Annotated in this window: 15 protein-coding genes and 5 tRNA genes; 10 read left to right on the forward strand and 10 right to left on the reverse strand. The window is 40.0% G+C overall.

Annotation, left to right across the window (positions count from 1 at the left end; all coding sequences use genetic code 11):
- Positions 1-2 precede the first annotated feature (2 nt).
- From J663_RS07710 to J663_RS07745, 8 genes are all read right to left on the reverse strand, one after another.
- A complete protein-coding gene (locus J663_RS07710) occupies positions 3-335 on the reverse strand; it encodes a hypothetical protein (protein WP_017481735.1) in 333 nt (110 codons plus the stop codon).
- A 59-nt stretch (positions 336-394) separates the two neighbouring features.
- On the reverse strand, positions 395-1,513 hold the full coding sequence (gene mraY, locus J663_RS07715; protein WP_002116751.1) for a phospho-N-acetylmuramoyl-pentapeptide-transferase: 1,119 nt from the start codon (positions 1,511-1,513) through the stop codon (positions 395-397).
- Positions 1,514-2,914, reverse strand: a complete 1,401-nt coding sequence (locus tag J663_RS07720) for a UDP-N-acetylmuramoyl-tripeptide--D-alanyl-D-alanine ligase (RefSeq protein WP_033848918.1) — start codon at positions 2,912-2,914, stop codon at positions 1,514-1,516.
- Positions 2,915-2,922: 8 nt separating this feature from the next.
- The gene (locus J663_RS07725) at positions 2,923-4,422 is read right to left on the reverse strand and encodes a UDP-N-acetylmuramoyl-L-alanyl-D-glutamate--2,6-diaminopimelate ligase (protein ID WP_033848919.1); all 1,500 of its coding nucleotides are present in this window, start codon (positions 4,420-4,422) and stop codon (positions 2,923-2,925) included.
- Positions 4,423-4,425: 3 nt separating this feature from the next.
- Complete coding sequence (ftsI, locus tag J663_RS07730; protein WP_033848921.1) at positions 4,426-6,258, reverse strand: penicillin-binding protein PBP3; 1,833 nt, start codon at positions 6,256-6,258, stop codon at positions 4,426-4,428.
- Positions 6,259-6,269: 11 nt separating this feature from the next.
- Positions 6,270-6,602, reverse strand: a complete 333-nt coding sequence (gene ftsL / locus J663_RS07735) for a cell division protein FtsL (RefSeq protein ID WP_002116847.1) — start codon at positions 6,600-6,602, stop codon at positions 6,270-6,272.
- Positions 6,602-7,525 carry a 16S rRNA (cytosine(1402)-N(4))-methyltransferase RsmH gene (gene rsmH / locus J663_RS07740; RefSeq protein ID WP_033848923.1) on the reverse strand — a complete coding sequence of 308 codons (924 nt, stop codon included), beginning with the start codon at positions 7,523-7,525 and terminating at the stop codon, positions 6,602-6,604. Before rsmH ends, ftsL begins: the two co-directional genes overlap by 1 nt.
- 230 nt (positions 7,526-7,755) lie before the next feature.
- Positions 7,756-8,757: a sulfate ABC transporter substrate-binding protein gene (locus J663_RS07745; protein ID WP_033848925.1), complete on the reverse strand. Its 1,002-nt coding sequence runs from the start codon at positions 8,755-8,757 to the stop codon at positions 7,756-7,758.
- Between the two features lie 399 nt (positions 8,758-9,156).
- On the opposite strand from J663_RS07745, the gene J663_RS07750 reads away from it, so the two are divergent.
- The 9 genes from J663_RS07750 (at position 9,157) to J663_RS07790 (ending at position 14,294) form a co-directional block, all read left to right on the forward strand.
- The gene (locus tag J663_RS07750; protein ID WP_002116889.1) at positions 9,157-9,456 is read left to right on the forward strand and encodes a hypothetical protein; all 300 of its coding nucleotides are present in this window, start codon (positions 9,157-9,159) and stop codon (positions 9,454-9,456) included.
- Between the two features lie 116 nt (positions 9,457-9,572).
- Positions 9,573-11,081: a glutamate--tRNA ligase gene (gene gltX, locus J663_RS07755; protein WP_033848927.1), complete on the forward strand. Its 1,509-nt coding sequence runs from the start codon at positions 9,573-9,575 to the stop codon at positions 11,079-11,081.
- A gap of 57 nt (positions 11,082-11,138) precedes the next feature.
- Positions 11,139-11,214 (forward strand) — tRNA-Ala (locus J663_RS07760).
- Positions 11,215-11,239: 25 nt separating this feature from the next.
- A tRNA-Glu gene (locus J663_RS07765) sits at positions 11,240-11,315 on the forward strand.
- 128 nt (positions 11,316-11,443) lie between these two features.
- Positions 11,444-12,865, forward strand: coding sequence for an amino acid permease (locus J663_RS07770; protein ID WP_033848929.1), 1,422 nt, complete (start codon positions 11,444-11,446; stop codon positions 12,863-12,865).
- A 120-nt stretch (positions 12,866-12,985) separates the two neighbouring features.
- A complete protein-coding gene (locus J663_RS07775; RefSeq protein WP_078210317.1) occupies positions 12,986-13,885 on the forward strand; it encodes a hypothetical protein in 900 nt (299 codons plus the stop codon).
- A 121-nt stretch (positions 13,886-14,006) separates the two neighbouring features.
- A tRNA-Glu gene (locus J663_RS07780) sits at positions 14,007-14,082 on the forward strand.
- Between the two features lie 30 nt (positions 14,083-14,112).
- Positions 14,113-14,188: transfer RNA gene (locus J663_RS07785), tRNA-Glu, on the forward strand.
- 30 nt (positions 14,189-14,218) lie between these two features.
- A tRNA-Glu gene (locus J663_RS07790) sits at positions 14,219-14,294 on the forward strand.
- Positions 14,295-14,386: 92 nt separating this feature from the next.
- On the opposite strand, the gene J663_RS07795 is transcribed toward J663_RS07790, so the two are convergent.
- Positions 14,387-15,334 carry a hypothetical protein gene (locus J663_RS07795; protein WP_002116860.1) on the reverse strand — a complete coding sequence of 316 codons (948 nt, stop codon included), beginning with the start codon at positions 15,332-15,334 and terminating at the stop codon, positions 14,387-14,389.
- A gap of 273 nt (positions 15,335-15,607) precedes the next feature.
- On the opposite strand from J663_RS07795, the gene J663_RS07800 reads away from it, so the two are divergent.
- On the forward strand, positions 15,608-15,946 hold the full coding sequence (locus J663_RS07800) for a hypothetical protein (protein ID WP_002117013.1): 339 nt from the start codon (positions 15,608-15,610) through the stop codon (positions 15,944-15,946).
- Positions 15,947-15,965: 19 nt separating this feature from the next.
- Here the strand turns inward: J663_RS07800 and J663_RS07805 are convergent, their stop codons facing one another.
- Positions 15,966-16,922, reverse strand: a complete 957-nt coding sequence (locus J663_RS07805) for a cation diffusion facilitator family transporter (RefSeq protein WP_005067046.1) — start codon at positions 16,920-16,922, stop codon at positions 15,966-15,968.
- Positions 16,923-17,017 lie beyond the last annotated feature (95 nt).

A 17,017-nucleotide genomic window follows, 5' to 3' on the forward strand; every position in this document is an offset into this window, starting at 1 on the left:
TTTTAATTATTCTCTTGTTCTTTTTGTTGTAAATAAGCCTTTGCGTGTAGTCCAACAAAGGTGCGACCTGCATTTGTACCATTAATCCATTCATCTACCTGAAACAAATCAAACAGACCTACTTTGACTAAAGTTGGAATTGCGATCTTTAGCTCTTCCTCAATTTGTCCTCTTTGACCTGCATTATATAATTCAATATTGTGCAGCATTGTCGCTACAGTTCCTGTTTGCACCTGACTTCCATCTTTAAGTACAACTTGAGGTAATACTTCGCCCTCTCCAACTACTTTTTGATTAATCACAGATAATTGGTCTAGACCAGCAACTTTTGTCATTCACCTCTCCAATAAAAAAAGCCAGTAGAACTGGCTTTATATTGACACTAAAATAAGATCTATCGCAATTTTAAAGTCATTAGACCTAAAACTACTAATATAATTGTAATAATCCAAAAACGGATCACAACTTGCGTTTCTTTCCAGCCCTGCTTTTCATAGTGATGATGCAGCGGCGCCATTAAGAACACACGTTTATTACGCATACGCAAGGAGCCGATTTGTAAGAATACAGATACTGCCTCCATTACAAATACACCGCCCATAATTGCAAATACGATTTCTTGACGAACCATAACTGCAATTGTTCCGAGCATCGCACCTAAAGCTAAAGCTCCGACATCACCCATAAACACTTGAGCAGGATGCGCGTTATACCAAAGGAATGCCAAACCAGCACCAATCATGGCAGAACAGATTACTACGAGTTCAGAGGTATATTTCACATATGGAATATGTAAGTAGTTAGCGAAACGGATGTCACCAGACAAGTAAGCAAATACGCCTAAGCCCGTAGCTACCATGACAACCGGCATGATTGCCAAGCCATCTAAACCATCTGTTAAGTTAACAGCGTTAGAAGCACCATTAATCACCAGATAGGTAAATACAATAAATGCCAAACCTAACGGAACAATTGAGAGTGGAATTGAAAGATTCTTAAAGAATGGAATCAATAAATCCAGCATGTTTGCGGTATGTTCTGCATTGGACTGTTGAGTTGCGATTAAATATAACGCAATACCAGCACCCAGCGATGCAACAGAAGTCCAGAAAAACTTCTTACGTGCAGGTAATCCCGCATTGTCTTTATAGCGAATTTTAATCCAGTCATCTGCCCAGCCTACGGCACCGAACACAACCATTACACCAAGCACAATCCAGACATAAGGGTTAGACAAATCAGCCCATAGCAAAGTACTAATACCAATTGAGAGCAGAATTAAAATCCCACCCATCGTCGGTGTACCCATTTTCTTAGCATGATTTTCAGGAGCAAACGAACTTACTGCCTGACCGTATTTTAACGCTTGTAATTTACGAATCATGATCGGGCCGAGGACCAGACCAATGGTCAGTGAAGTTAATACACTGAGTAAAGAACGTAATGTTAAATAACGAACGACCTGAAACGAGCTGTGATAGCCCGCAAGTTGTTCAAACAACCATAACAGCATTTAAAGTTTCTCCATCAAATCAGTCATCAACGTTTCCATATGAGTAAAGCGAGAACCTTTAAACAGGAAACTCATGGACTGGGGTTGATGTGTTTGGATTAGATTAATTAAAAATGGAAGCGCCTCAGCTTGTGTCTGAAATGCTTTCACTTTATTAGAATGAGAGTCTGCACCCTCGAGAGCCGCTGAAGCAAATTGCCCCACCGCAATAATATGATCTAAAGGAAGCTCAGCAAGATCACGACCTAAATCATGATGCTCTTGCCAACTACTATCACCTAACTCACCAATATCCCCCATGACCATCACTTTTACGCCTTGTTGCTGTAACAATACTTGTGCAGCAGCGCGCATAGAAGTCGGATTGGCATTGTAGGTATCATCAATAAATATGTAAGGTGACTTTTGAATAAAGTTAAGACGACCTTTGGCTCCCTGAGCTTGCTCTAAACCTTGGACAATATCTTCTAGTCCAATACCAATTGCTAAAGCAAAAGCTACAGCTGCGGTCGCATTTTGAACATTATGCTCACCCGCAAAAGGAAGCTTAACTGCACTACTACCTTGCGGTGTATGAAGGTTAAAATTCGTTGATTGAGGCAACAATTCCACATCTGTTGCATAGACATCACCTCCTACACCAAATGTAGAAATACGATGAGCTTTTGCAGCATCAACAATCTCAGCAGTGAAGTCATCTTGTTTTGGCACGATTGCAACGCCATTTGGTAAAATATGACGATAAATTTCCGATTTAGCGCGGCAAATACCTTCACGGCCACCAAACTCGCCTAAATGAGCTGTACCAATATTTAATATGCCCGCAACATGAGGCTGAACGAGTTTTGATGTGTAATCAATCTCGCCTTGATGGCTTGCACCCAATTCCATCACCGCATATTGATGTTCCTTGCGAAGCTCTAGCAACATCATTGGTACACCAAGGTCATTATTTAAATTGCCTCGGGTGATTAGTGTCGGTGCTAAGCGCGACAATATACTTCCCAGCATTTCTTTGGTTGTAGTTTTACCACTACTTCCCGTTAAGGCAATCACCTTTAATTGTGAGTTTTGCTCACGGCGATAAGCACCGAGTTGCCCTAAAGCCAATCGGGTATCGGCAACAACGAGTTGTGCAATATCTACATCTAGCGGACGTTCAACGATAGCTATTTGACAACCATTTGCAGCAACTTGCGCAACGAAATCATGCGCATCGAAACGCTCACCTTTTAGTGCTAAAAAGGCATCCCCAGTTTCCGCATGACGAGAGTCCGTCAAAATACGTTTAATTTCAGTTTGAGGGATTTGGTCTTTATGCCAGTAGCCCTGTGTTGCCTGTTGTAATTGTTGAGCTGTCCACGGTTCCAAAGGCACGGTACTGGTGGTTGAAGTATGCATAATTTGTCCTATTGTGCAGGGTAAGCAGCGTCTACAGTGTGATGTTGTGCATCAATCGCAGAACGCACTTCAACAACATCATCAAACCAGTGACGTACGCCATTAATTTCTTGATAATTTTCATGTCCTTTACCGGCAATCACAACAATATCACCAGCCTGAGCCTGCTGTGCAACAAATTTAATTGCTTCACGGCGGTCATGAATTTCATGCATACGGTGCCCTGAAAAATCGATTCCTTGCTTCATGTCAGCAAAAATTTGTTCAGGGTCTTCTGTTCTAGGGTTATCCGACGTCAAAATAACTGGATTTGCGCCATCTAAAGCTGCTTGAGTCATGAGTGGACGCTTACCGCGATCACGGTCCCCGCCACACCCAAATACAGCCCAAAGTTGATTAGAAACATGACGTTTTAATGTTTTAAGCACTTGAATTAATGCATCTGGTGTATGCGCATAATCAACAACAAATAAACGCTCACCATCACGAATAACTTGCATTCGACCTGGGGCACCAATCAGCTCAGGAACGAAAGCTACTAGCGCTTTTAAATCAAAACCTGCTTGCTCAGTAGCAATAAGAGCTGCAACCAAGTTTTCGACATTAAAATGCCCTAACAATGGACTTTGCACAGCAAAAGAACCTTGCGGGCTCACTAAATTAAATGTCGCCCCTGCTAAACTGTAACTCAGGTCAGTAATATAATAATCAGCAGTATTTTGAGTAAGTGAATACGTTAAAATTTTCGGTTGAGCAGGATTTTGCTTTGCTGCATTGATCATGAGAGTAGCATGCTCATCATCTAAATTAATAACGGCTACTTTTAAAGAGCTAAAACGGAATAAAAGAGCCTTCGCTTCTGCATAAGCCTCTAAAGTACCATGGTAATCCAGATGGTCACGACTCAAATTGCTATAAACAGCAATCTCAATCGCACAACCATTTAAACGACCTTGTTCCAAACCATGTGAGCTTGCTTCTAAAGAAGCAAAAGTCGCACCTTGTTTTGCATAATCATGTAATGCATTTTGCAGTTGTAAAGCATCAAGCGTAGTGTGAGTTGATGGTGTTAAGTCTGGTAAAATACCATTGCCTGTAGTGCCCATCACAGCACAGCGCTGTTGTTGTGAACTAATTAATTCAGCCACTAGACGCGAAATTGTGGTTTTACCATTTGTACCAGTCACTGCAATAATACGCACTGGAGTCACTGGATCTATACGCTGTAAATAACGTTCTTGCCACTCACCCATACGTTGACGCACATCAGAACATACCCACTCATTCGCTACGCCCAACTTAGTCTCACTAATAATGGCAAGAGCACCATTAGCTAAAGCTGACTCAGCAAAAGCACGTGTTTTTTCAGGTTGGCTATAACTGGTCAAAGCGATAAAGATCTGGCCCGACACAACATTACGGCTGTCTAAACTAAAGCCTTGAAAAGGCTGTTTAGACCACTGTGCATCGATCTCGACTGGATTAATTTCTTGGAAAGAAACAGACATAGCTTACCTGCGAATAGGATTTTCTAGAGTATCAAGGGGCTTATCAAGCGGCACATTCATTAAGCGCAATGATTCTTGCATAATGCGTGCAAAAACAGGGGCCGCAACCAAACCACCGTAATAACGGCCTTGTGGATTTTCAACAACTACAATAACCGCTAAACGAGGATCACTAATCGGAGCTACACCTGCAAATAAAGCACGATATTCATTATTAGAATAACCTTTACGGTCTGCACGAAGTTTATGAGCCGTACCTGTTTTACCACCAACACGATAACCTGGAATATTAGCTTGCTTTGCAGTACCGCCTGGCATCGTCACTTGCTCAAGCATAAGCAAAACCTGATCAGCAATTTTTGGAGCAAGAACTTGCTCACCTTTAGGAGCTTGATCGAGCTTATGCAAGCTTAGAGGCATTTTTACCCCATGGTTTGCAAGCATTGCATAACCTTGCGCCAACTGAAGAATAGTTGCATTTAGACCATAACCATAAGCCATGGTACCAATTTGGGAAGAGTTTAATTTGCTTACAGGAAGTACTAAACCAGAGCTTTCACCGGGGAACTTCACAGCAGAACGTTTACCAAAGCCAGCACGGTTAAAGAAGCTTGGTAATGTTTCCTTAGGAAGTGACAACGCAATTTTTGCTGAACCCACGTTTGATGACTTAATAATTACGCCACTGACAGTCAAAGCACCATAATTATGCGTATCACGAATAGTATGCCAGCCTAAACGCATTGAACCTGGCGAAGTGTTGACAATAGTATTTGGCGTATATTGCCCAGTTTCGAGTGCAGCAGAAACTGTAAAAGGCTTCATGGTAGAACCTGGCTCGAACATATCAATCGCACCGCGGTTACGCATGGCATCTTTATTAGATAAACCGTTTTTATCATTCGGGTTATAAGATGGCCAACTGGTCATGGCCAGAATTTCACCTGTTTTAACATCTACAGCAATTGCTGTCGCCGAACGAGCGTTATTTGCGACACCAGCAGCCGTCAACTCACGATACATAATATATTGCAAACGAGAGTCGATACTTAAAGTGATGTTTTCACCTGGCTCACCTTCACGAATAACCTCTGAAACTTTTAAGCGGTTACCACGTTTATCACGAATAATTTTTTGTTCGCCATCTACCCCAGACAGTTGTTTATTCAACTGCATTTCCAAGCCTTCAATCCCTTGGCCTTCACTATTGGTTAAACCAATAATCTGAGCATTTGGCTGCGGTTGAGGATAATAACGTTTATATGTTTTCTCGGCATAAACGCCTTGGAAGTTACCCTTTGTAATAAGATCTGCCTGTTGCGGCGGAACTTCTTTTTTCAAAACCAAATAACGAGAACGTGGACGTGCATTCATCTGTTTTTTTAGATCTGCACGATCTAAACCAACCACATCCGCCAACTCATCAAGGTTTAGGTTTTTATCTGGTAATTGTCGTTTTAACTTACGATTATTTGGATCTTTTTTTAATTCGGCTGTAATTTCGTCATATAAATGCTTGGTATCAAAGTAATCACGTGGATCAATGACAATTTTCATAATAGGCGTACTAATGGCCAAAGGCACACCATGACGGTCACTAATAACCCCACGCATTGCCTCAATACGTTCAGTACGCAAAATATTGGCATTGGCCTTGTTTTGCAAAAAGTCTTTATTAATCACTTGCACATAAAATGCACGTGCAATTAAAACAACAAAACAGAGCAGTACTGTTGCCCAGAGCAGATAAAACCGCCACATATCGAAGGCAAGAGTTGGCTTTTCCGAAATAGACTGCTGTTTTTTCCGTGTTTGCTTTGTTCGCTTATCTACCATACAGCAAGGCCTTACTTATTTTGCTCTGAGGTCATCGGTAAAGAAATTACCACCGTTTCTGCAGCAGGTGGTGAAAACATGCGTAGTTGGGTTACAGCACGCGTACCAATCTGTGCTGTTGCACCGAAGGTTTGTTGCTCAATAAGCAAACGTCCCCATTCAGCATTGAGATCATCACGTTCACGCATATAAGAGCTAAGCTCTCTATAATCATGACGATATTCAAACACTTGAAATACCACCATCATGGCACTGATAAAAACAAGCGCCACTAATACGGTGTATGCCACAACTTTTTTCACCACTTTATTTTCAGTGGTTTCAATTTCATCACTGCTTTTCATTACGCGCCTTTTTGTTCCAAGCGTTCAGCAACCCGAAGCCATGCACTACGTGAACGTGGGTTCGCTTTTACTTCTTCTTCACTCGCACGAACCCGTGAAATTTTCTTTAACCTTCTTGTATCTACCTGTTGCTGTGGCATTCCCCAGCCAATATCTTCTGCCAAAGTCGATTCTTTTTGAATAAATTGTTTGATCAAGCGATCTTCAAGAGAATGAAAGCTAATCACAGACAAACGCCCTTTTGGTTTTAGTAAGTCTACAGCTTGCGGTAAAAATACTTCAATATCATCTAGTTCTTTATTAATAGCAATACGAATTGCCTGAAATGTACGTGTTGCTGGATGCTTATGCTTTTCCCATTTTGGATGAGCTGTTTTAACAAGTTCTGCCAATTGGGCTGTTGTATCTAGTTTTCCAGCTTGTTTAATCGCTTTTGCAATACGTCGACTATAACGTTCTTCGCCATATTGATAAATAATATTTGCTAATTGTTCTTCTTCAATTTCAAGCAACCACTCAGCTGCGGTTAACCCCTTAGAATTATCCATTCGCATGTCTAGAGGACCATCTTGCATAAAACTGAAACCACGTTCAGCTTGGTCGAGTTGAGGAGATGACACTCCTAGGTCAGCCATAATGCCATCAACACTCATCACACCAATTTCCTGCATTTTTTCTTTAATATCAGCAAAACTGGCATGAATAATGGTAAATCTTGGGTCTTCTTTTGCCAAAGCAGCCGCAACTTCCAAAGCTTGAGGGTCTTTATCAAATGCATATACTCGTGCATTTTCATCAAGTTTTGAGAGCAATAAACGTGTATGCCCACCTCGTCCGAAGGTTGCATCGATATACACCCCTGTTGTGCGATCTGCCAATAAGCTCTCAACGGTCTCAAAAAGTAAGACAGAAATATGCGACATAGGTGTTAAATCATTGCGTAAAAATGTAACTGCACATTATCACCTTGTTTATGATCAACGCCAAACGGCTTTTTGTAGGAAAATATTAATTTTTCATAGATAAAACCGTTTTGTTAGCATTTTTTAAGCAAAAAAATAAAGCAAGCTCACTTTTTTAAGTTTGCTTGCTTTATTTATGAATATTTAACTTCTAAGTTTTCTTTTTGGACTATTGTTTTAGATCATTTTATTTACTGCTTACCATCATAAATTTGATCAAAAATAGCCCCATTAGCAAAGTGAGTTTTCTGAGCTTTAGCCCAACCACCGAACACATCATTAATGGTAAATAATTTAATTTTTGGGAATTGCGCTGCATATTTGGCAGCCACTTGAGCATTACGCGGTCGGAAATAATGTTTAGCAGCCAATTCTTGGCCTAAAGGTGAATATAAAAAGTTCAGATAACCTTTTGCCAAGGTACGATTCCCATCTTTATCTACGGTTTTATCTACAATCGCTACAGATGGTTCTGCCAAAATTGAAATTGATGGATAAACAATTTGATATTTATCCTTATCAGGTCCTTTCGTCGCCAACAAAGCTTCATTTTCCCAAGACAATAAAACATCACCAATCCCACGTTCGGCAAATGTGGTTAGTGATCCACGGGCTCCCGAATCAAGTACTTTTACATTGTGATAAAGCTTTTTCACCAACTCTCGAGCCTTAGCATCATTTCCACTCGGCTGTTTTAAAGCATATCCCCAAGCAGAAAGATAAATCCAACGCGGTGCGCCACCTGTTTTAGGGTTAGGGGTGATAATTTCCACACCTGGTTTTGTTAAATCATTCCAGTCGCGTATATTTTTCGGGTTACCTTTTCGTACTAGGAACACGACAGTTGACGTATAGGGGGCAGAATTATTTGGGAATTCTTTTTGCCAGTTCGGCTGAATAAACCCAGCTTTCACAATCTCATCAATATCATTCGCTAATGCTAACGTTACTACATCAGCTTCAAGTCCTGTGGCTACCGCGCGGGCTTGTTTGCCAGATCCACCATGTGACTGTTTGAATTCAACGTCTTGCCCTGTTCGCTGTTTCCAAAATTTACCAAATGCTTGGTTATATTCTTGATAGAACTCTCGAGTCGGATCATAAGAAACATTTAAAAAAGAGGTCGCTGCTTGAGCCGCTGTTGTCGCTATTCCCACATATAAAGCGACAGCTATTATTGATATTTTTTTCATTTACAAAATCCATCATTCGTTTTAGTTTAACTATATTTTTAATTTTATTTTTTACAATCAATTACTTATATTTATATCTTTTTTATTAATCTTTTTTAGATATATAGTTTAGAATGTCTAAGTTATTTCATTTTTGAAAAATTTTGTAATTATTCTTACAACTTATTTAGGACCTTCACTTTATCTACACATTAATTTGTTAAATAATGAAGCGTAAAGGATACATATGGTCTACATTTGAGTCGACCAGTTTAAAATATAGGTAAATTTTGTAAAAAGTGTGACACAGTTCCACTTTTTTATTAATATTTATGTTTAAATCGTAGCATTACCGTAATTTTACATTTTGTTAAACTCAAAAAATAGATGAAATGTAATGAACAGAGGGGATGATTAACAATGAAAATTCATTATGGAAAAGCTTTAAGCTTAAGTTTGGTGCTGAGTTTGGCATCACAGTTTTCTGCAGCAGCAGTACTTAAAGATACTCCAAGCAAAACTGGTTCAGAGAAACAGACTTCGCTTATTGAAAAAGCTTTAGATCAGCAGAAACGTAACCCTATTGTGTTACCTTCTACAAATGATGAGCTTAAAGTTCTAAACACGATTCGCGTTACACCAACTCAAAATTTTCTTGCTGCACAACACGAACGTTTTTCACGTTTTGTTCAGGCAATCTTTCAGCCCCATGCTTCTTAAAATCTGAAACACCCCCTCTTCGTTTCAGTTTTAGCCCAGCCTGACGTTAAATAAAACGTCAGAATACTGGGCTTTTTCGTTATAATAGTTTCAATTTTTATTCTGACCCATTATCTATGAAAGTTCGTACTCGTATTGCACCTTCCCCTACTGGTTTTCCTCATGTCGGCACAGCCTACATTGCTTTATTTAACATGTGTTTTGCGAAACAACATGGCGGAGAATTTATTTTAAGGATTGAAGATACAGACCAACTTCGTTCTACACCAGAGTCTGAAAAAATGATTTTGGATTCATTACGTTGGTTAGGTTTGAATTGGTCTGAAGGTCCAGATGTAGGTGGCCCACATGCACCATATCGCCAATCTGAACGTATGGGAATTTATAAGCAATACGCATTAGAACTTGTTGAAAAAGGTCATGCTTTTTATTGTTTCGCTACTGCTGAAGAACTAGACCAGATGCGTGCTGAACAACAAGCACGCGGTGAAACACCAAAATATGACGGTCGCGGGTTAAAACTTTCTCAAGAAGAAGTGACTCGTCGCTTGGAAGCGGGCGAACCCCATGTCATCCGCATGAAAGTACCTGAAGAAGGTATTTGTAAATTTAATGACTTATTACGCGGGGAAGTTGAAATTCCTTGGGCTCAAGTCGATATGCAAGTCCTTCTTAAAACAGATGGTTTACCAACTTACCATTTAGCTAACGTTGTTGATGACCATTTAATGGAAATCACTCATGTATTGCGTGGTGAAGAATGGCTTCCATCTGCACCGAAGCATCAGTTGCTTTACCAATATTTTGGTTGGGAAATGCCAACTCTTTGCCACATGCCATTGTTGCGTAACCCAGATAAATCAAAACTATCTAAACGCAAAAACCCGACATCAATTAACTACTACCGCGATATCGGTGTATTACCAGAAGCCTTGTTAAATTATTTAGGCCGCATGGGTTGGTCAATGCCGGATGAAAGAGAAGTTTTCACATTACAAGATATGATGGATAACTTTGATATTCAGCGTGTATCACTAGGTGGACCAATTTTTGATGTTGAAAAATTGAACTGGCTTAACGGTCAGTGGATCAAAGGGTTAACTCCAGGTCAATTATTAGACCGTTTATTAACATGGAAGAGTGATCGCAACACTTTAGAAGACATTGCTGCCGCTATTCAACCACGTATTAATTTACTTTCAGAAGCTGTGAATTGGGCTGGTTTCTATTTTAACCATATGCCACAAATTACTGCTGAAATGTTTGAAAGTAAAAAATTGACTCAAGAGCAAGTTCGTCAAAGTTTACAATTTGCAATTTGGCGTCTTGAAGGACAGTTTACTTGGAATAATGACACCGTTAGCCAAACCCTAATGGATCTTGCGAATCAGATGGGCATTAAACTACGTGATTTCATGCCAGCGTTCTTTATCGCAATTGCCGGTTCAACGAGTTCAACACCAGTGATGCAATCAATGGTTACGCTTGGGCCTGATTTAACTTTCGCTCGTTTACGTCATGCCTTAGAAATTGTGGGCGGACCGAGCAAGAAAGAAGTTAAAAATTGGGAAAAACTCAATGAGAGCTTAAAATTGCCGAAAAATGACGCAACTAGCGAAGTTTAATTCATTTTTTTGTTGACGTGTGAGCGCATTCACCCTAAGATTGCGCTCACACAAACTGGGGTCATAGCTCAGTTGGTAGAGCGCTACAATGGCATTGTAGAGGTCAGCGGTTCGATCCCGCTTGACTCCACCACGCTCCTTTGTGTTTGCCTCATCAAGTCCCTATCGTCTAGAGGCCTAGGACATCGCCCTTTCACGGCGGTAACCGGGGTTCGAATCCCCGTAGGGACGCCATATTCTGCTTTAAAAATTATAAAAAGACTCTATCGTCACCTTACTGTTTATTCTTTATCTCTTTCTAGATTGCACATTTGTCTATTTTATCTAAAATAGCGTCTTTCTTAATTCTCTCAATGTGTAATATGCAGCCATCTGACAATCAACTAGATGCTCATCAGCATCAGAACAGTACTGCACCTTTAAAAAGAGCCATGAGCACTCGCCATCTTGTGATGTTATCACTGGGCGGAGCGATCGGAACTGGTCTATTTTTAGGTTCAGGGGAAGTCATTTCACAAACTGGAGCTATTGGCGCAATTATTGCCTATATTCTTGGTGGCGCGATCGCTTACATGGTCATGCTCTGCCTAGGAGAACTCGCTGTACACATGCCTGTTTCAGGTTCTTTTGGTGCCTATGCCAAAAAATATATCAGTCCAAGTACTGGCTATATGATTTCTTGGATGTACTGGCTCACCTGGACTGCAACGCTTGGAACTGAATTCACTGCCGCAGCTCTACTCATGCAAGAATGGTTTCCACAGATTTCCATGTGGATTTGGACAATTATTTTTGCAGTTACTATTTTTGGCTTAAATATTAGTTCAACGCGTATTTTTGCTGAATCTGAGTTTTGGCTGGCTCTTGTTAAAGTCGTTACTGTCATTGCCTTTATTGTGCTCGGCCTATTAGCAATTTTTGGTTTAATTCCATTCCATGGTGCCCAAACTGCTCCACTATTTAGCAATCTTACGGCTCAAGGCTGGTTCCCTCATGGTTTAATTCCTATTTTTACGACCATGTTAATTGTTAACTTTGCATTCTCAGGAACCGAATTAATTGGTGTAGCAGCTGGCGAAACAAAAGATCCAGCTCAAAATGTACCAAAAGCGATTAATGCCGCGATCTGGCGCCTCCTTATTTTCTTTGTGGGTACCATCATTGTTATTAGCGCTTTACTTCCTTTCCAACTTGCAGGTTTAGGCGGTGAGGGTGTAAGTAGCAGTCCTTTTGTGACGGTATTTAATTATATTGGCATTCCATATGCGGATGACATTATTAGGTTTGTAATCATCACAGCTCTGCTTTCAGCAGCCAATTCTGGCCTATATGCAGCTTCACGTATGATGTGGTCTCTATCAGAACAAAAATTACTACCTAGTGTGTTTGCGACTTTATCAAAAAGTGGAACACCAATCGTAGCCCTAGTTGTAACTATGTTCGGTGCAATTCCAGGTTTATTATCAGAGCAATTTGCACCTGAGACTATTTTTAAGAATCTACTGGGTGTAGCTGCTTTTACCATGGTCATCGTATGGATGAGCATTTGTTTAAGTCAGTTCAATTTCCGCCGCCAATGGTATAGATCAGGTCATACAGTTAAAGACTTACAATATGCTGCGCCTTTATTCCCTATTGTGCCAATTTTAGGTTTTGTTTTCTGTTTCATTACTTGCTTGAGTATGGCAGCAGACCCTGAAATGCGCGCTGGTTTTGTAGGCTGTCTTATTTTTACAGCTTTATGTTATGTCAGTTATTTTATTTTTTATCGCAATAAAGACTAAACCCGTCGTTATTCAATTAAAGTGTAGCAAAAAGCTACACTTTTTTTTGCCTATATACTGGTTTTAAACAACATACCGTTGTAGATTAAAATTTATATTAAAAACAAAATCTTGTATAGAATGAAAATTATATTTATCCACGGGATGAATCAACAAAACTACACAGCACATCGCTTGAAAGAGCATTGGTTAAAAGTGTTTAAGCTCGGCCTAAAACAAATGCCTTGCAGAGTTAATGTCCGCGATCTTCATATTCACATGCCATTTTATGGCGACTTAATGACCAAATACCAATTAAGTAACCAATTAGACCTTAACACGTTGTTACCTAAGTCATTTTTTAATAATTATTTTCCTATTAACTTACACCCAAGTAATCCTCCGACTAGAGAGCACACTCCATTTGTTCCATTGTTACGTCCCTCAACCGATCAAGCTGATAAAAGCTTCTCAGAACGGCTTTATCTGACTTCTCAATTAGTTAAAGATCGTGTACTGAAAGAACTAGTTGTTTTATTAAATAACTTTCCTAAACTGCATGAAAGTTTGATTCAACAATTCCTCATCGAAACCTATATGTATCTATCTAACCCAGAGTTTATGGAGGAAGTACATCAAAGAATTTTAAAGAAAATGCGAGAAGACGAAGATTATATTGTGGTCGGACACTCTCTTGGTTCAGTTATCGCTTTCCAATTATTATCAGATCCATCTTATCAATTCTCAGTTAAACGTTTTATCACCCTAGCTTCCCCTTTATCTTTTCGCGTGATTCAAAGTAAGCTCCCGAGTCCAATTTCTAGACCGCCATGTATTTACGGTGATTGGTTTAATTTTTACTCTCAAGATGATTTTTTGACCGCATTTCCATTGTGCGAGGCCCCATTTAATTTTGAACCTGCCATTATCAATCAGAAAATTTATACCTTTGCCAACCAGCCGCATGAGATTTTAGGATATTTACAACATCCGTCGGTTATAAAGGCAATTATTGAACCTTTTCAGAAAAATGAAGGCTAAATGTATATATTTTCTACAATTTGAGTTATTTTTAATCGCTTGACTGTTTTTTTTAATATTTCTTCAGAAAACTATTTGACACTTTTATTAAATCGACCTAATATACGCCCACCTCTGAAACGTCCCTATCGTCTAGAGGCCTAGGACATCGCCCTTTCACGGCGGTAACCGGGGTTCGAATCCCCGTAGGGACGCCAATATTTTTTTCAGATGTATGCCTCATATAAGTCCCTATCGTCTAGAGGCCTAGGACATCGCCCTTTCACGGCGGTAACCGGGGTTCGAATCCCCGTAGGGACGCCAATATTTTTTTCAGATGTATGCCTCATATAAGTCCCTATCGTCTAGAGGCCTAGGACATCGCCCTTTCACGGCGGTAACCGGGGTTCGAATCCCCGTAGGGACGCCAAATTCTAAAAAGCCACTACATAACGTCAGTGGCTTTTTTCTTGCCTAAAAAAAATAAAAAGCCAATCAATGATTAGCTTTTCATATGCTCTCTCAACCCGCAATTCCTACTTGTACTTCAAGGCGACCTGACTGCACTCGTAGTCCTCTAATTTCAAACTGATCTACGAGCTGCTGCACAAGCTCGCGACTTTCTCTTAAAATATTCAAGCCCGGTAAAATACTAAAATCAGTCAAACTTAAAAGCTTTTCAACCATCCATGAACGGTTGTTAATAAAGTCAATAAATCCTGCTTGCTCTAGGTCAATAAACCACATGCGATGCCCATCGCGTTGGATTCCGGGAATATCGCCAATCAAGTGATTAATGAGTGATGGAATAGGCAACATATTTACGACTTCGAAACCAACTCGACCAATACGGCGCACAGCCCAATTTGACAAGGTGCCGCCATGTCGAATCTGAACATCAAGACTTTCATCCATTTGTCGCAAGCGTAAGAATTTTTCCTGCCCAATACGACATTCCAATACTTTAAAATCTAAACTCAAACGATACATGAAGCGATGATAATGCCCATCGATCTCGACTTGGAAACTGTCATTGCCGCACTTGATTTTAATATCATCAATTTCTGAGCGATCAATGCGCTTACGAATTTGATTATTTAATAACATTTCGGGTAAGTACAACGTTAAGGTACTTTTGCCCAAAAAAGTTCGCGCCATAATCAACGCGACTTGGCGTGCTGTTTCACTGGTTTCAGACACCATATCTCTTACCGTGCCTGCTGCCAGATTTGTCATTCCGACAACTCCACGTCGTGTATGAGTAGTTACTTGATCGAGCGCGTCCAAAGCAGCATCAGCAACCTCTGCAATATTACGTGTCGTGTCGCTAGCAAACCCAACTGCATCTTGGGCATGTTGCAATGTCTTATGCAGTAATCGACGAGATAATGACGGTTTAGCGGTATCTGGGGTAGCTAAAACCGATGCTGTCGTTGTAGGCTGCGACTTATTGTCATCTTGTTGACCCAAGTCCCTCTCTCCTTTTTATATTTATCCCACATCCTATTCGAGTATTTAAGCTCATTTATTGTGCTAATCACACTTCATTTTTCTGTAGATTAGCATGCTCTACAATATTATTTTAATTTTTATGTGTACGGATAAATCATCTGTTTTTTATATTTCTTTGTTTATTGATAAGTAATTTTTCTGCTAACTCAACGCATTTCATCGATATCTTACAAATTTTTTTCTTTCTGCACATTTCCGTTAGAATAGATTCAAACTAAATGTGGAGTTCTCATGCAATATCGTTGCCCTAAATGTCAAAGTGTTAAAATTATGCCTGTGAGCCAAGGCGTGAACAGCGCAAAACCTGTCGTTCCTAAAAGTCTGGTTATCTTGATTCCTGCAATTTTTGTGCTTTTACTGTTAGTAGTCATTAGCATCTTTATGTGGATTTTTGGCAATGGTGCAGGTAGTTCTCTTCAAATCGCAACAGTAGTTGCATTTGTGGTTACTGTAGGGGCAGGTTTTATGTTCTGGCGTGATTTGCCTGATTTTAAACTGTCTATGCAAGCATTTATGCAGTCACAAAAACACTGGAAATGCCGTGACTGCAATAACGAATGGGAAATTTAAAAAAACTGTTCACATCAGCTTAATGCTGATGTGAATGTGCATTGTCTGCATCATCATGTTTGTGCGAAGCATGCTGAGCAATATGCTGACAATTGATCTCGGCATCGTCCTCAATTTGCAATGTCACTTCACCAATACCATGTTCATGAGAAAGCATTTCAACAGCATCTTGATACAACTTGGTACGGTCAGCTTCAGGCGCAAATAAGTGCACGGTTAAATGGATATTTTTAGAAGTAATCGCCCACACTTTGAGTTGGTGAATACTCTCAACACCATTTAAAGAAAGTAAATCTGCACGTAGCTTCTCAATATCGACCTCTTCGGGTACACCTTCGAGCAAAATGTTAATACTTTGCTTAAGTAAAACCCATGTTCTTGGCAGCACCCAAAATCCAATCAGTACAGCAATAAGCGTGTCAATCCAGTACCAATTAGTGAAGTAAATAATAATTGCACCAATAATAACGCCTACCGAACCTAGTGCATCACTCAATACTTCTAGATAAGCACCTTTCACATTTAGGCTGTTATTGGCACTCGACATCAGGATTTTCATTGAGATGAGGTTAATTACCAAACCAATAGTCGCTACAACCAGCATACCCACACTTTGAATTTCGGGTGGCTTAGAGAAACGGATATAGGCTTCATATAAAATATAAATTGCCACCACGAACAGCATGAGTGCATTAAATAAAGCGGCCAGAATTTCAAAGCGTTGATAACCAAAAGTACGCTTATTATCAGCGGGACGTTTTGAAATCTGAATTGCGACCAGAGCAATTGCCAAAGCAGCTGCATCTGTAAACATATGCGCAGCGTCAGAGAGCAACGCCAGACTTTGTGTGATTAAACCTGCAATAACCTCAACAATTAAAAATGTCGTAGTAAGCGCCAAGGCAATCGTTAATTTCTTGGCATTACCTTCAGTCACTACAGCATGACTATGGTCATGACCATGTTGTCCACCCATTTTGCGGACTCCTTATTATTTATCTTTATGGTGAGGTAAAAGTAACCATGAATTCATGTTTACCTTTACCTGTTTCAAATACTTTTCTGACTCAA

Origin of the sequence: Acinetobacter sp. 826659, from assembly GCF_000588515.1 — a bacterium.
GTDB classification, from domain to species: domain Bacteria; phylum Pseudomonadota; class Gammaproteobacteria; order Pseudomonadales; family Moraxellaceae; genus Acinetobacter; species Acinetobacter pittii.

What these genes read in the sequence shown, in the direction of transcription:
- rsmH (WP_033848923.1), bottom strand. Translation starts at nt 7,525, where the DNA reads ATGTCGCATATTTCTGTCTTACTTTTTGAGACCGTTGAGAGCTTATTG.
- J663_RS07720 (WP_033848918.1), bottom strand. Translation starts at nt 2,914, where the DNA reads ATGCATACTTCAACCACCAGTACCGTGCCTTTGGAACCGTGGACAGCT.
- mraY (WP_002116751.1), bottom strand. Translation starts at nt 1,513, where the DNA reads ATGCTGTTATGGTTGTTTGAACAACTTGCGGGCTATCACAGCTCGTTT.
- J663_RS07745 (WP_033848925.1), bottom strand. Translation starts at nt 8,757, where the DNA reads ATGAAAAAAATATCAATAATAGCTGTCGCTTTATATGTGGGAATAGCG.
- J663_RS07805 (WP_005067046.1), bottom strand. Translation starts at nt 16,922, where the DNA reads ATGGGTGGACAACATGGTCATGACCATAGTCATGCTGTAGTGACTGAA.
- J663_RS07770 (WP_033848929.1), top strand. Translation starts at nt 11,444, where the DNA reads ATGCAGCCATCTGACAATCAACTAGATGCTCATCAGCATCAGAACAGT.
- gltX (WP_033848927.1), top strand. Translation starts at nt 9,573, where the DNA reads ATGAAAGTTCGTACTCGTATTGCACCTTCCCCTACTGGTTTTCCTCAT.
- ftsI (WP_033848921.1), bottom strand. Translation starts at nt 6,258, where the DNA reads ATGGTAGATAAGCGAACAAAGCAAACACGGAAAAAACAGCAGTCTATT.
- J663_RS07710 (WP_017481735.1), bottom strand. Translation starts at nt 335, where the DNA reads ATGACAAAAGTTGCTGGTCTAGACCAATTATCTGTGATTAATCAAAAA.
- J663_RS07775 (WP_078210317.1), top strand. Translation starts at nt 12,986, where the DNA reads ATGAAAATTATATTTATCCACGGGATGAATCAACAAAACTACACAGCA.
- J663_RS07750 (WP_002116889.1), top strand. Translation starts at nt 9,157, where the DNA reads ATGAAAATTCATTATGGAAAAGCTTTAAGCTTAAGTTTGGTGCTGAGT.
- J663_RS07725 (WP_033848919.1), bottom strand. Translation starts at nt 4,422, where the DNA reads ATGTCTGTTTCTTTCCAAGAAATTAATCCAGTCGAGATCGATGCACAG.
- ftsL (WP_002116847.1), bottom strand. Translation starts at nt 6,602, where the DNA reads ATGAAAAGCAGTGATGAAATTGAAACCACTGAAAATAAAGTGGTGAAA.
- J663_RS07800 (WP_002117013.1), top strand. Translation starts at nt 15,608, where the DNA reads ATGCAATATCGTTGCCCTAAATGTCAAAGTGTTAAAATTATGCCTGTG.